At 68.6% G+C, this 14206-nt stretch carries 11 protein-coding genes; 3 read left to right on the top strand and 8 right to left on the bottom strand.

The annotated features are described in order from the left end of the window. Nucleotides 1-36 precede the first annotated feature (36 nt). Nucleotides 37-891 carry a 3-keto-5-aminohexanoate cleavage protein gene (locus BXA00_RS27370; protein WP_076521517.1) on the bottom strand — a complete coding sequence of 285 codons (855 nt, stop codon included), beginning with the start codon at nucleotides 889-891 and terminating at the stop codon, nucleotides 37-39. Further along, nucleotides 888-1850, bottom strand: a complete 963-nt coding sequence (locus BXA00_RS27365; protein WP_076521516.1) for a 3-hydroxyacyl-CoA dehydrogenase family protein — start codon at nucleotides 1848-1850, stop codon at nucleotides 888-890. Before BXA00_RS27365 ends, BXA00_RS27370 begins: the two co-directional genes overlap by 4 nt. A gap of 134 nt (nucleotides 1851-1984) precedes the next feature. Between BXA00_RS27365 and BXA00_RS27360 the strand changes: the two genes are divergently transcribed. Further along, nucleotides 1985-2896, top strand: coding sequence for a LysR family transcriptional regulator (locus BXA00_RS27360; RefSeq protein ID WP_076521514.1), 912 nt, complete (start codon nucleotides 1985-1987; stop codon nucleotides 2894-2896). A gap of 93 nt (nucleotides 2897-2989) precedes the next feature. On the opposite strand, the gene BXA00_RS27355 is transcribed toward BXA00_RS27360, so the two are convergent. The 5 genes from BXA00_RS27355 to BXA00_RS27335 form a co-directional block, all read right to left on the bottom strand. Beyond that, a complete protein-coding gene (locus BXA00_RS27355) occupies nucleotides 2990-5422 on the bottom strand; it encodes a TonB-dependent receptor (RefSeq protein ID WP_172805893.1) in 2433 nt (810 codons plus the stop codon). A gap of 70 nt (nucleotides 5423-5492) precedes the next feature. Further along, nucleotides 5493-6545, bottom strand: a complete 1053-nt coding sequence (locus tag BXA00_RS27350) for a FecR domain-containing protein (RefSeq protein WP_076521513.1) — start codon at nucleotides 6543-6545, stop codon at nucleotides 5493-5495. Between the two features lie 5 nt (nucleotides 6546-6550). Further along, nucleotides 6551-7072 carry a sigma-70 family RNA polymerase sigma factor gene (locus BXA00_RS27345; protein WP_076521511.1) on the bottom strand — a complete coding sequence of 174 codons (522 nt, stop codon included), beginning with the start codon at nucleotides 7070-7072 and terminating at the stop codon, nucleotides 6551-6553. A gap of 154 nt (nucleotides 7073-7226) precedes the next feature. Further along, nucleotides 7227-7943 carry a GntR family transcriptional regulator gene (locus tag BXA00_RS27340; RefSeq protein WP_076521510.1) on the bottom strand — a complete coding sequence of 239 codons (717 nt, stop codon included), beginning with the start codon at nucleotides 7941-7943 and terminating at the stop codon, nucleotides 7227-7229. A 41-nt stretch (nucleotides 7944-7984) separates the two neighbouring features. Continuing rightward, nucleotides 7985-9760: an IlvD/Edd family dehydratase gene (locus BXA00_RS27335; RefSeq protein ID WP_076521508.1), complete on the bottom strand. Its 1776-nt coding sequence runs from the start codon at nucleotides 9758-9760 to the stop codon at nucleotides 7985-7987. 222 nt (nucleotides 9761-9982) lie between these two features. Between BXA00_RS27335 and BXA00_RS27330 the strand changes: the two genes are divergently transcribed. Both BXA00_RS27330 and pdeR read left to right on the top strand, forming a co-directional pair. Continuing rightward, the gene (locus BXA00_RS27330; RefSeq protein ID WP_076521507.1) at nucleotides 9983-10978 is read left to right on the top strand and encodes a tripartite tricarboxylate transporter substrate binding protein; all 996 of its coding nucleotides are present in this window, start codon (nucleotides 9983-9985) and stop codon (nucleotides 10976-10978) included. A gap of 291 nt (nucleotides 10979-11269) precedes the next feature. Next, nucleotides 11270-13267: a cyclic di-GMP phosphodiesterase gene (pdeR, locus tag BXA00_RS27325; protein ID WP_076521506.1), complete on the top strand. Its 1998-nt coding sequence runs from the start codon at nucleotides 11270-11272 to the stop codon at nucleotides 13265-13267. 24 nt (nucleotides 13268-13291) lie between these two features. Here pdeR and BXA00_RS27320 read toward each other — a convergent pair whose 3' ends face one another. Then, a complete protein-coding gene (locus BXA00_RS27320) occupies nucleotides 13292-14176 on the bottom strand; it encodes a crotonase/enoyl-CoA hydratase family protein (protein ID WP_076521505.1) in 885 nt (294 codons plus the stop codon). Between the last annotated feature and the right edge of the window lie 30 nt (nucleotides 14177-14206).

Below are 14206 nucleotides of genomic sequence, written 5' to 3'. Positions count from 1 at the left end.
GGCGGGCGCAGGGCCCGGCGTCACAGGGCGGTCAGGTCAGCCGATGGCCCCGTAGATCCGCCGCGCGTCGGCGGCGGTGGCGAGCGGCCGGCCCAGCGCGCGCGCGCCCTGCGCGGCCTGCGCCACCAGCGCGGCATTGTGCGGCGCGATCGTGCCGTCGCGCAGCTTCAGGTTGTTTTCGAACCCGACCCGCATATGGCCGCCGAACGCCGCGGCGGTCGTGACGCAGGCGTTTTCCTCGGGGCCGAAGGCGCAGATGGCCCAGGGCAGCGCGTGGTCATAGGCCGCGAGAAAAGGCAGCAGGTCGTAGGCGGACGACGTCTGGCCCGCGCTGTAGCGGCCCAGCACGAACAGCACCGACCACGCGCCGGGCGGAACCAGCCCGCGCGCGCGCAGCGCCAGCCAGCGGCGCACGTCGGCGTCGTCGTACAGGATGATCTGCGTCATCACGCGGCGTTCGGCCAGCCACGCGAAGAACGCGGCGAGGTCCGCCTCGGCAATGCCGGGCACGGCGATCTCGCGCAGGCCGATGGAGACGGCCTCGGGCTGCAGCTCGCGCACCATCGCGATCTGTTCGGCCGCCTGGTAGACGCCCGCGGCTTCGCTGGTCACCTGCACCAGCAGCTCGTCGCCGACCGCCTTATGCACCGCGGCAAGCGCATCGCGATAGGCCTGCGCGTCCAGCAGATGGCTGCCGTCGGGCTTTCTGACGTGCATGTGCATCATGGCGGCGCCGGCTTCCAGGCAGGCGCGCGCTTCCGACGCCAGCGCGGCGGCGGTCAGCGGCACGGCCGGATGGTCGGCGGCCTTCTTGTAGGCGCCATTGGGCGCGACGGTGATGATGACGGGGGAATCGGCCAGCGCGGTGCGCGGCGGGACGGAAGCGTTCAAGGCTGGATCTCCGGCAGTTCAGGAGCGATCAGGTCCAGGCCGGCGCGCAGCAGCCTGTCGTAGCGGGCGCGTTCGGCCGCGATGGTTTCCGGCGTCCAGGCATAGAAGCCTTCGCCGGTCTTCATGCCGTGGCGGCCGTCGGCGGCGCGTTCGGTCAGGCAGCGCGCCGGGTGATCGGCGTTGCAGAACGTCGGGTACATGGTCGCGCCGGCCGCGGCGTGCACGTCGATGCCGGCGTGGTCGCGCTGCATGACGGGGCCGGCGGCCAGGAACCGGAAGCCAAAGCCGAAGCGCACGGCGGCGTCCACGTCCTCTGGCGACGCGATGCCGCGGTCGATGAGGTCGAAGGCCTCGCGCGACAGCGCGTGCTGCAGGCGGTTCGCCAGAAAGCCCGGCAGGTCCTGCTTGACCTTGACCGGCACGCTGCCGCAGCGCCGCATGAAGGCGATCAGCGTGTCGGCGCAGGCGTCGTCGCTGGCCTCGCCCAGCACCACCTCGACGAGCGGCACCAGGTGGGCCGGCATGAAAAAGTGCAGGCCAAGCATACGGCCCCGGGTGTCCAGGCCCTGGCTGATCGCGCTGATCGGAAAGCTGGAGCTGTTGCTGGCCAGGATGGCGTCGGGCCGGGCGCGTTGCGCCAGGTCGGCAAACAGCGCCTGCTTGATGTCCAGGCGCTCGGGGATGCATTCGATGACCAGATCCACCGTGGACCAGTCCACCTCGTCCAGCGAGGGCGCGGTGGCCAGCAGGGCGGCGTTCGCCTCGCGCCCGATGGTCTTCAGGTTTTCGGCCACCCGCGCGGGCAGGCCGGCCGCCCTGTCGGCATTCGATTCGATCACGGTCGTGCGGCAGGCCGCGCGGGTCAACACCACCGCGACATCGGCGCCCATCGTGCCGCCGCCCACCACCACCGCATGCGCCGCGCCCGGATTGGGCAGCGCCTTTGCGTCCTTCTGCATGCTGTTCTCCTGGTTCTGAAACCCTGCTTGGGGGCGAGTGTAGAGAAGCGCGGTTGATTGATGAATCAGAATTTTTGAATAGAATGATCGGTCAATCAGATCAATAAATCCATGCTTGAGGTGGGGGACGAATCATGCAGATCAATCTGTCGATGCGCGACATCGACACGACGCTGGTGCTGGGACGCACCCTCAATTTCCGGCAGGCCGCCGGGCAGCTTCATCTGTCGCAGTCCGCGCTGTCCACGCAGGTCCAGCGGATCGAGGACGCGCTGGGCGTGCGCCTGTTCGACCGCACGACGCGCACGGTGCGGCTGACGGCCGCGGGCGAGGTCTTCCTGCAGCAGGCCGCGACCCTGCAGGCGGCGTTTCGCGACGCCATTGCCGCCGTGGGCGGCATTTCCAGCGCGGAGCAGGGGCAGGTGTCGGTGGCGGCGCTGCCGTCGCTCGCGGCGCGGCTGCTGCCGCGCGTGCTGATGGCCTATCGCCAGGCGCATCCGCACGTTGCGCTCAAGGTGCGCGATACGCTGTCCGGCCCGGCGTTCGACCTGGTCCGCGCCGGCGAGGTGGACTTTGCGCTGACCGCGGCCGATCCGCAGCATGCGGACCTGCATTACGTGCCGTTGATGTCCGACAGTTTCATCCTGCTGATTCCCGAGGCGCACCCGCTGGCGCGGTCCAAGGGGCCGCTGCGCTGGGCCGATACGGCGGGCGCCGAGCACGTGTCCATGGTGCATCCGAGCAGTGTGCGCCAGTACACGGAATGGGCTTTCCTGCAGAACCGCATCCGCTTTGCGCCCGCCTTCGAGGCCGAGCACCTGACCACTATCGTGGCGATGGTGGAATGCGGTTTCGGGGTCGCGGCGCTGCCCGAGATCGCGGCGGGCGCGGTGGCGCAGAACGGCATCGTGCAGCGGCGCCTGACCGGGCCGGTGGCCGAGCGCTCCATCGGTCTGGTGACCGCGCGCAACCGCAGCCTGTCGCCCGCCGCCGTGGCGCTGGTGCAGACCCTGCGGGAATACGTGGCGGCCGCGCCGCGCCAATAAAAAACCGGCCCCTGTGCAGGGGCCGGCTGTCGTTGGCGCAAGCTGGGCAATCCGCGGCGCCGGCCGCGGTTCGCCGCTGGAGGTCCGTGGCGCCTAGAAGTCGATCTGCGCCGACAGCAGGAACGTGCGCGGCGCGGCGACCGTGGCGTAGGAGCCGCTGGCCAGCCAGTAGTCCTTGTTGAAAAGGTTCTCGATGTTGGCGCGGAACACCACCGCGCGGCCCAGGATCTCGGTGTTGTAGCGCGCGCCGATGTCATAGCGGGTCCACGAGGGCAGGGTCAGCGTGTTGGCCGCGTTGAAATACATCGACGACGTATGGATCACGCGCGCGTTCAGGCTCAGGCCGCGCACCCACGGCGTGTCCCAATCCACGCCCAGGTTGAAGGTGTTCTTCGGCACGCCGTTGGCCTCGTTGCCGTCGTTCACCCCGCCCGCGGTGCGCTTGAGCGTCGCGTCGTAGAACGTGGCGCTGGCCATCATGCGCAGGCCCGGCATGGCTTCGCCGAAGGCCGACAATTCCAGGCCGCGGTTGCGCTGTTCGCCGTCGAAGCTGTAGATCCGGGTGTCCGGGTCGGTCATCGAGTTGGGACGCGTGATCTGGAACACCGACGCGCTGGTGATGATCTTGCCCCAGTCGACTTTGACGCCCGCCTCGTACTGCTTGGACTTGTACGGCGCGAAGACCTGGCCGGCGTTCGCCGCGGTGGCCGGCGCGATGCCGCCGCGGGTCAGGCCCGAGGTGAAGTTGCCGTACAGCGAGACGTTGGAAATGGGCTTGAACACGATGCCCGCGACCGGCGAGATCGCGCTTTCGTCATACGAGCTGGTGCGCGCGCCGGTGGCCGTCGAATAGTTGTCCAGGGCCACGCGCTGATTGCGCAGGCCGCCCGTGATCAGCAGGGTGTCGTCGGCGAAGGACAGCGTGTCGGTCAGGGTGTAGCTGGTCAGCTCGGTCTTGGACGCCTTCTGCGGCGCGCCGCGGTCGGCGGTGACCGGGGGCAGCGGCGCGGGACGGAAGATGCTGGACGGCACCGAGGTGCCGGACGTGACGTAGGCGTTGCCGGATTCCTGGTCCAGGCGCGTGGCGGACAGGGTCAGGGTGTGGCCGACGCCCCAGGTGTCAAAGCGCGCGCGCAGGCCGACGTCGCCGGTCCAGGTGCGCGAATACGAATCGTAGTAGGCGTTCGTCACCGTGAAGTTGCCCAGCGCGTCGGCGGGGCCGGACGGGAAAGTCTGCTCGGCGGTGCCATAGCGGTAGCCGGTCGCGCCATAGACCATCAGGTGGTCGTTGATGTCGTATTCAAGACGCGTGGCGACGGTGGAATCGTTGAGCGTGAGCTCGGTGCCGGGGTAGAAATTGCGGTGGCCCGACGGCGGCGAGGGCAGCGAAGTCACGTTCGACTGGAACCCGATCTGCGGCCGGAAATTGTCGATGTCCTCGTGCTGCGTGTAGGCGTCCAGCGACCAGCGCAGCCGCGCGCCGCGATAGTCCAGCGCCAGCGCGCCCACGCCTTGCTCCTGTTTGCCGTCGTCGATGGTCGTGTCGCCGTTGTTGTACACGCCGTTGACGCGGATGCCCCATTCATTGTTCTCGCCAAAGCGCCGGCCCATGTCGAGCTGGCCGCCCAGCTGCGACTTGCTCTGGTACGTGGTGGTCAGCCGGGTCAGGGGCTCGTCGCCGGCGCGCTTGGTGACGATGTTGATGCCGCCGCCGATGCTGCCGCTGGGGCCGATGCCGTTCATCAGCGTGCCGGGGCCCTTCAGGACTTCGACGCGCTCCATCATGGCGGCGGGCATGCGGCTGGCGGAGGCCAGGCCGTACAGGCCGTTCAGGCCCACGTCGCCGGCGGACACGGAAGAGCCGCGGATCTGGAACTCGTCGGAAAAGCCGCCGCTGGAGGTCGTGGTGCGCACCGACGACTCGTTGATCACCACGTCGGCCAGCGTGCGGGCCTGCTGGTTCTCGATCATCTGCGCGGTGTAATTGGTGGTGCTGAACGGCGTGTCCATGATGTCGGCCGTGCCCAGCACGCCCAGGCCGCCGCCGCGCGCCACCTGGCCGCCCGCAAAGGGCGCGGGCAGGGCGGGATCGGCGGCCGAGGCGGTCACCGTCACGGCGGGCAGTTGCGTGGTCGCGATCCCCGCGCCTGCGGGACGGTCCAGCACATAGCTGCCGTTCGCCTGCGGCAGCACCCGGATGCCGGTGCCGGCCAGCAGCGCGTCCAGTCCGCCGCGCACGCCGTAGTTGCCCCGCAGGCCGTTGCTTTGCAGGCCGGCGGTCACATCGGGCCGGAACGACAGCACGATGCCGGCTTCGCGCCCGTAGCGGCCCAGCGCGTCCTCGAGCGTGCCCGCGGGAATGTCATAGCTGCGGGTCGCGGCGGCCTGCGCGTGGGCCGCGGTTGGAACGCCGAGGACCGGCGCCGCCAGCAGCGAGGCGGTGGCAATGCGTCCGGCCAGGCGCGCCGTGGCGGCGCGCCGCAGGAATCGAGGGGACTGGCGCTTGGGCGCCCGGACGTGGGTCATGTACTGGCCTTTCAGAGAGGTGAGGTTGCTGTGTGCTCACCTGTCATGACCCCCCAGATCGCAAAACGGATCAGCTTTTTTGTAACAGTGCCGATGGGCGTGCCGCCTCGGGTCCGGCGATCAGGTGCAGGCGCCGCCCGCGCCACAGGCGGGTTTCCGCTTGCACGCGGATGTTCAGGGTGGCGCTGAGCGCGGCCAGCACCTTGTCCACGTCGTTGACGGGAAACGAGCCCGACAGCCGAAGACCCGAGATGGCGGCATCGCAACTGAGCGTGTCCCGGCAATACCGTCCCAGCTCGGCGATGAAGTCATCGAGCCGCATGCCGCGCGCGACGATGAAGCCGTCCTTCCAGGCGATCTGGTTTTCCTCGGCCGCGGCCGGCTGGTCGACGCCGCGCGCCCAATAGTGCGCGCGCAGGCCCGCCTGCAGGGTCAGTCCGGGGTTGGCGCCGTTGCGCGGCTGGATCTGGACCGCGCCCTGGAAGACGCTGACCTCGGTCGATGCGCCCAGCAGCCGCACGGTGTATTCGGTGCCCAGCGCGCGCGCCGTGCCATGGGGGGTTTCGACGAGGAAGGGGCGCGCCGGCGCGGCCGTGTCGGGCGCGGTCGCGATCAGGATCTCGCCCGCGATGAGCGCCACGCGGCGTTGCAGGGCGTCGTAGCGCACGTCGATGGCGCTGTCCGTGTTCAGCACGACGCGCGTGCCGTCCGGCAGGGTCAGGCGGCGGCGTTCGCCCACGGCGCTGCGGTGGTCCGCTGTCCATTCGCGCCAGGGCGTGACCTGGCCGACGCCCCACGCCGCGCCGCTCGTGATCGCCAGGACGCTCATGGCCTTCAGCGCGCGGCGGCGCTGCGCACAGGCAGGCGCGGCAAGCGCGGCCTGCGCGATGGCGGCGCCGGCCGCGCCGGCGAGCGGCTGCAGCGTGCCCTGGACGGATTCGATGCGCAGCCAGGCCCGTTCATGGTCCGGGTGCGCGGCGCGCCAGGACGCCCATTCGCGCACCGTCTCCGGCGCGACCGCGTCGCCCTGCAGTTCCACCAGCCATTCCAGCGCGCGTTGCGCCACGGCGGGCGACAGGGCGCCGGCATCGCGCGTGGTCCGGTACCAGGGCGAGGCGGCCATGCGGGTCATCCGGTAAAGGAAAGGTCGGCAAAGCAGCAGCGCTGCAGGGCCTTGACGAGGTAACGCTTGACCGTGGGGATGGAGATGCCCAGCGTCTCGGCCACCTGGGCATGGGTGCGCCCCTCCAGTTGCGACAGCAGGAAGGCGCGCCGCACCAGGGCCGGCAGGCCGTCGAGCAGGCGGTCCAGCTCCAGCAGCGTTTCCAGCACGATGGCCCGGTCTTCGGGCGACCAGTACACCGCCTGCGGCGCCTGGGCCAGCGCCTCGAGGTACGCGCGCTCCAGCTTTTCGCGGCGCCAGTGGTTGGACACGAGATGCTGGGCCACGGTGGTGAGGAAGGCGCGCGGTTCGGCCAGCGTGGCCGGGACGCGTTCGCTGCTCAAGAGGCGGATGAAGGTGTCGTGGGCCAGGTCTTCGGCCTGGTCGGCGTTGCCCAGGCGACGGCGCAACCAGCCGCGCAGCCACGAGTGGTGGTCGCTATAGAGCGTTTCGATGGAGGAGGGGAAGGCGCATCCCGGCGTACTCAAGATCCAACCTTTTGATCAAGCCGCCGGCGCCTCGCAGGCCGAGGCGGGCCAACTGCTCATGCGAATTACGGGAAATAGTAATTGTTATTATTACCGATTCGGGGCGGGTCTTGTCAAATTGTTGCCGGCGCGGGCGCGCGGTGTTGCGCCGATGTCAGAAGGCGGCGCTGGCGGCGAGGGTCGCCCCGTGGGTCTGGGCGTACGCCTGCTGCGACGCCAGATAGGCGTCGCGCGAGGGGATCAGGTGGTCGCGGCAGACCGTCATCAGCGCCTGCCGGTCGCCGTCGCGCAAGGCCTGGATCATCGTCCAGTGCTCCTGGCGCGCGCGTTCGCGATGGCCCGCCGTCACCAGCGAGCCGAAGCGGATCGGGTGGGTGCGGCGCGCGTATTCCTCGATGGCCTGGCCCAGCACCGCGTTGTCCAGCAGCCCGAAGAATTCGCGGTGAAAGCGCTGGTTGCTGCGGAACACGCGGCGCGCGTCGCCCGCGGCCACCGCCGCGTCGTGCTCGCGCTGCACCGCCACCAGCGCGGCCAGCCGCGCTTCGGGCACGGGCAGCGGCATCTGGCGGGCGGCGTGCACTTCCAGCACTTCGCGCAGCGCGTACAACTCCATCACCTCGCGCACCGAAAACGCGCGCACCACCGCGCCGACATTGCGCTTCTTCTCGACCACGCCCAGCAGTTCCAGGTCGACCAGCACCTGGCGCACCGCATGCCGCTTCATGCCGAAGCGGGCCATGAGCTCGTCTTCGGTCAGGCGTTCGCGGGGGTGCAGCCGGCCGAAGACGATGTCTTCTTCCAGCGCGGCCACGGCCGCCTGGACGGCGTCGGCGGCGGGTTCCTGCAGGGCGGCGGGCGTGATGGCGTTCATGGCTAGGCAGGGCGTGTCGAGAATGGCTTACTGAAAATGGCTTACTTCTTGGGAACGGTGTCGTGCGTGACGCCCGCGCGCAGGAAGTCGAAGTCGACGCCCTGGTCGGCCTGCGTCACGGACTGCAGGAACAGCTTGCGGTAGCCACGGTCGGCGGCGGGCCGGGTAATGGGCTGGGCGGCGGCGCGGCGGGCCAGTTCGGCGTCATCGACCAGCAGCGCGATCTCGCGCCGGGCCACCGACAGGCGGATGCGGTCGCCATTCTGCACGTAGGCCAGCGGTCCGCCGATGGCGGCCTCGGGCGTCACGTGCAGCACGATGGTGCCGGCCGCGGTGCCGCTCATGCGGCCGTCCGAGATCCGCACCATGTCCTTGACGCCGGCGCGCGCCAGCTTCTTGGGAATGGGCATGTAGCCCGCTTCGGGCATGCCCGGCGCGCCGGTGGGTCCGATGCGCTTGAGCACCAGGATATCGTCGGCGGTCACGTCCAGCGCGTCGTCGTCGATGCGGCGCGCCATGTCCTCGGCGTCCTCGAACACCACGGCGCGGCCTTCGTGCTCCATCAGGTCGGGATTGGCCGCCGACTGCTTGATGATGGCGCCGCCGGGGGCCAGGTTGCCGCGCAGCACGGCCAGGCCGCCCACCGGATAGATGGGTGCGGCGGCGGTGCGGATGACGTCCTGCTTGAAAGGCGGGGGCGCGTCGTCCAGTTCTTCGCCCAGCGTGCGGCCGGATACCGTCAGCGCGTCCAGGTGCAGGAAGGGGCGCAGCTCGCGCAGCAGGGCAGGCATGCCGCCCGCGTCGTGGAAGTCTTCCATATAGTGCTGGCCCGAGGGCTTCAGGTCGACCAGCACGGGCGTCTCGCGGCTGATGCGGTCCAGGCCCGCCAGGTCGATGTCGATGCCCAGGCGGCCGGCGATGGCGGTCAGGTGGACGATGCCGTTGGTGGATCCGCCGATGGCGAGCAGCACGCGCAGGGCGTTCTCGATGGATTTGCCGGTCAGGATGCGGTCGGGCGTCAGGCGCGACGCCGCCATGGCGACGGCCGTGGCGCCGGTGCGCTCGGCCACGCGCACGCGGTCGGCGGTGACGGCCGGGGCGGACGCGCCGCCCGCCACCATCATGCCCAGGGCCTCGGTGATGCAGGCCATGGTGCTGGCCGTGCCCATCACGGAACAGGTGCCCACGCTGGCGACGAGCTGGTTGTTGACGTCGGCGATCTCGACGGCGTCGATTTCCTCGGCGCGGTAGCGGCCCCAGTAGCGGCGGCAGTCGGTGCAGGCGCCCACGCGCTCGCCGCGGTGCGAGCCGGTCAGCATCGAGCCGGTGACGAGCTGGATGGCGGGCACGCCGGCCGAGGCGGCGCCCATCAGTTGCGCCGGCACGGTCTTGTCGCAGCCGCCGATCAGCACGACCGCGTCCATGGGCTGCGCGCGGATCATCTCCTCGGTGTCCATGGACATCAGGTTGCGCAGGTACATGCTGGTGGGCTGCGAGAAGCTTTCGTGCACCGAGATGGTCGGGAAGTCCATCGGCAGGCCGCCCGCCAGCATGACGCCGCGCTTGACCGCCTCGATGAGCTGCGGGGCGTTGCCGTGGCAGGGGTTGTAGCTGCTGCCGGTGTTGACGATGCCGATGATGGGACGGGCCAGCGCGTCGTCCGACAGGCCGGCGCCCTTGATGAAGGCCTTGCGCAGGAACAGCGAAAAGCCCTTGTCGCCGTAGTTCGTGAGCCCGCGGGCGACGCCCTGCGCGGTGGCGCCGTCGCTGTCAAAGGGGCCCTTGGCGGGCTTGCCGCCCTTGGTCTCGTCCGTCATTTTCAGTCCCGATAATATTATTGATAATCCTGGGCCGACATCATATCCAGCCCGTGGCGAGGCCCGCAAGCGGTTTATCCAGCGGGTTGGGATTGATCTGCCTGGAAGATCAGTCGATAGAAAAATGGCGATTCTTCAATCAAGCTTGGCCCCCTACACTGGCGCGGTTGACGAACCGGGCGTCCGATCATTCCTATACCCATCCCGGCTGGAGAGACTGATATGTCAGACCTGCGTCTGCGGCCGCGCCGCGCCGTGCTCTTTTCCCTGCTGGCCCTGTGCGCCGGCATGTCCGCCCCGGCGTTGTCCGCCGACGCCTATCCCGACAAGCCCGTGCGCCTCATCGTGCCGTATCCGCCCGGGGGCGCCACCGACGTGATCGGCCGCGTGCTCGCGCAGGAACTGACCGGCGCGCTGGGCCAGACCGTGGTGGTCGAGAACCGGGCCGGCGCCGCCGGCAACATCGGCGCCGACCAGGTGGCCAAGGCCCAGCCCGACGGCTACACGCTGCTGATGGGTGCGCTGACCAGCCACTCCATCAACGCGGCGCTGTACCGCGGCCGCGTCACCTACGACGTGGAAAAGAGCTTCGCGCCGGTGGCCATCGTGGGCACGGTGCCGCTGGTATTCGTGGTGAATCCCTCGGTGCAGGCCAAGACGCTGTCCGAATTCATCGCGCTGGCCAAGTCCAAGCCCGGCTACGTGACCATGGCCTCGGCCGGCAACGGTTCGCCGCAGCATCTGGCCGGCGAAATGTTCAAGCGCACCGCGGGCGTCGACATCCTGCACGTGCCCTACAAGGGCAGCGGCCCCGCGATGACCGACCTGATGGGCGGACAGGTGCTCAGCATGATCGAGACCGTGCCTGCGGCGCAGGCCAACATCAAGGCCGGCAAGCTGCGCGCGCTGGCGGTGACCTCGCCGCAGCGCGTCGATGCGCTGCCCGACGTGCCCACCGCGGCCGAAGCCGGCCTGAAGGACTTCGAGGTCAGCTCGATGTTCGGCATCGTGGCGCCCGCCAACACCCCCGCGCCGGTCATCGAGCGGCTCAACGCCGAGCTCAAGAAGATCCTGGCCAAGCCCGAGGTGAAGGCATCGCTGCTGAACCAGGGCGCCGTCGCCACCTGGACCACGCCCGCCGACGCCGGCGCGCGCGTGTCGGCCGAGGTGGCCCGCTGGACCAAGGTGATCGACGAAGCCGGCGTCAAGGGCGAGTAAGCCGCCCCGTCCGGCGCGTTGCGCGCCATTTCCACCTTGCGCCGGAGATCCGACACGGATTTCCGGCGTTGTCGTTTTTATGGCAACGGAAAAGAACCGAAATAATCGGTTCCCCGTCCGCCGTCCGCGCGCCGGGATAAATCCTGTATTTCAGAGAGTTGCAATACCCGGGCCGACCGCTATGCAATAAATCGCAATAATCGCCTCGGAACGTACCGCGGAGGTGGTTGACCCCAAATTCAGTAGCCCGTAATGTGCTTTGCGGGCCTTAGGACGGCGGGGGGGATACCAATGACTGAGAACCAGGACGAAAAGTCGATCCTGCATACGCATTTCGGTACGTATAGCCCTTATTGGCGCTTGTCCGCCGATAGCGATGCCATTGAGCTCGCCGCGGTCAAAGGCGCCACCAATATCGCGATGGCCCTGCGGCCGGACCAGGCCGATGCGGTGCGCAGCCTGACGGGCATCACGTCCAGCGTGCGCATCGACATCATGCTGTATGGCGACCTGCTGCATCTGCACCTGGTCGGCCGCAAGATCAACCCCAACGAATGGGCCGGCACCGCGTCCGCCTACACCGACACCGATTCCGTCGCCAAGGACCTCGTCGAAGGCCTGTCGTTCGCGGAAACGGTCGTGTCCGAAGCCAATTCGGTCATCGCCATCGTGGACCAAAACGGCCGCGTGCAGCGCTTCAACAAGCTCTGCGAGGAATACACCGGCAAGCGCGAACAGGACATCGTGGGCCGCAGCGTCTTCGATATGTTCATGACGCGCGAAGAGGCCGTCGCGTCGCGCCGCAATATCGCCGAGTTCTACAAGCGGGGCCAGTCGTACGAGGTCGAGCGCACCATCAACACGGTCAAGGGGCCGCGCCTGTTCCTGTTCCGCAACAAGTTCGTCACCAGCGGCAGCGGCGAAAAGCGGGTCTACCTGATCTGCTCGGGCACCGACATCACCGAGGAACGCCAGGCGCAGGAGCGCCTGCGCGTGCTCGCCAACACCGACATGCTGACCAACCTGCCCAACCGCCACGCGATTACCTCGCGGCTCAAGGGCGCGCTGGCGGCCGGCAAGGAAGGGCGCGGCGGGGTGCTGTTCCTGGACCTGGACAATTTCAAGCGCATCAACGACCACTACGGCCACGGCTTCGGCGACCGGCTGCTCAAGGCGGTGGCGGTCGCCATTTCGAACTGCCTGTCCGAAGGCCAGACCCTGGCCCGCCTGGGCGGCGACGAATTCATCGTCCTGCAGGAAGAGGCCCAGGCCTGGCAGCTCGAGGCCACCGCGCAGCGCATCATCGAACGGTTGCGCGAGCCCTTCCGCCAGGGCCTCATCGAGGTCTACACCAGTTGCTCCATCGGCATTGCGATGTATCCCGACCACGGGGCCGACCTGGATAGCGTGGTGCGCAGCGCCGACATCGCCATGTATGTCGCCAAGGAAGCGGGCCGCCACACGTACCGCGTGTTCCAGAGCGAGATGGACCGCCGCAACGCGGACTACGTATGGCTGGACACCAATCTGCGCAAGGCGCTGGCCGAGAACCACCTGATGCTCTACTACCAGCCCAAGCTGGTGGGCCGCACGGGCGAGGTCGACGGCGTGGAAGCTCTGGTGCGCTGGCGCTCGCCGGAGCGCGGCATGGTGGGCCCCGACACCTTCATCCCCTACGCCGAAGAATCGGGCCTCATCTCGCCGCTGGGCGTCTGGGTCATGCGCGAAGCCGCCCGGCAGGCGGCGGCCTGGAAGCGCGATGGCCTGAATCTGCGCATCGCCATCAACATGTCCGCCCGCCAGCTCGACGACAAGGGCGTGGTCAGCGATTTCATGCGGGCCATCAACGATGCGAACCTCGATCCCTGCCTGCTCGACATCGAACTGACCGAAAGCTGCCTGATCGACGATGAAGACGCCGCCATCGAACTGATCAAGCAGTTCCGCCAGCTCGGCGCCCGCGTCCACCTGGACGACTTCGGCACCGGCTACTCGTCGCTGTCGCAGCTTGCGCGCATTCCGCTGGACGCGATCAAGCTCGACGCCAGCTTCGTTCGCGGCGTGAACGAGAACCCGGTGTCGCAGGCGCTGGCGCGCGCCATCGTCGCGGTGGCGCGCACGCTCGAGCTCAAGGTCATCGCCGAGGGCGTGGAGACCCAGGAAGAAACGGCTTTCCTGGACACCCTGGGCGTGGACGCCAAGCAGGGCTATCTGTACGCCAAGCCGATGCCCGCGGAGGAGTTCACCGCCTGGCTGGCCAAGCGCCGCCGGCTGCATCTCATCGCGTGATGCAACCGGCGATGCCTCGCCGGATCAGTGCATGGTCGCCACTTCGGAGGCCTCCGAACTGCTCGCCGTGCGGCGGTTTTGCGCCATCACCAGCCGCTCCATGTAGGCGCGGTCCTTCGGGTCGATGGAGAACGCAGCCTCCACCCAATCCTCGGTGATGTCCATCAGCTCCGAGCGCGTCAGGCTCAGCACGCGCTGGCGGGCGCGCAGCATGGCGCGCATGCCGTTGAGCTTGGGCCGCATCACGTCGATGAAGGTGCGGGTGGCCTTGTAGGCCTCGCCCGGTTCGAACAGCACGTCCACCAGGCCCCGGCCGTGGAACCACTCGGCGGTGTGCGATTCGCCCGTGCCGATCAGCTCTTCGGCCAGCTTCATGCCCGAGCGGCGCGCGACCAGCGAATAGCCGCCCATGCCGGGGAACAGGTTGAACGCCATCTCGGGAAAGCCCATGCGCGCATTGTTCTGCGCCAGCACGAAGTGGTGGGCCAGCGCGGCCTCGAAGCCGCCGCCCAGCGCGGTGCCTTCGATCATGGCCAGCGAAATGGCGCCGGTGTCAAAGCCGCGCGTCGCGGCGTGCACGCAGTCGACGCAGGCGCGGGCATAGGCCCGCAGCGCTTCGCGCTTGCCGGTGCGGATGGCCTCGGCGAAGAAATTCAGGTCGCCGCCGACGTTGTAGATCTGCGGCACCAGCGAGCCCGTGACCCAGAAGTCGATGGGCAGGCCGGAATCCTTGGCGGCGCGCGCCAGGGTCATGATCTCGTCGATCAGTTCATGGTTAAAGCACGGGCGCGGTTGCGCGCGCAGCATCATCCACATGACACGGCGTCCCTCCTCGTAGAACGCGGAGATCTGCTTCAGATTGCCTGCTGCGGTAAAGGGGTGGCAGTCCGGATGAATGAGTTGATTCATTGCTTTCGTCCAATCGATCAAGGTGAGTCG

Origin of the sequence: Achromobacter sp. MFA1 R4 (assembly GCF_900156745.1) — a bacterium.
In the GTDB taxonomy this organism is placed as follows: domain Bacteria; phylum Pseudomonadota; class Gammaproteobacteria; order Burkholderiales; family Burkholderiaceae_B; genus Achromobacter.
This window is presented reverse-complemented; position numbering and strand designations above follow the sequence as displayed.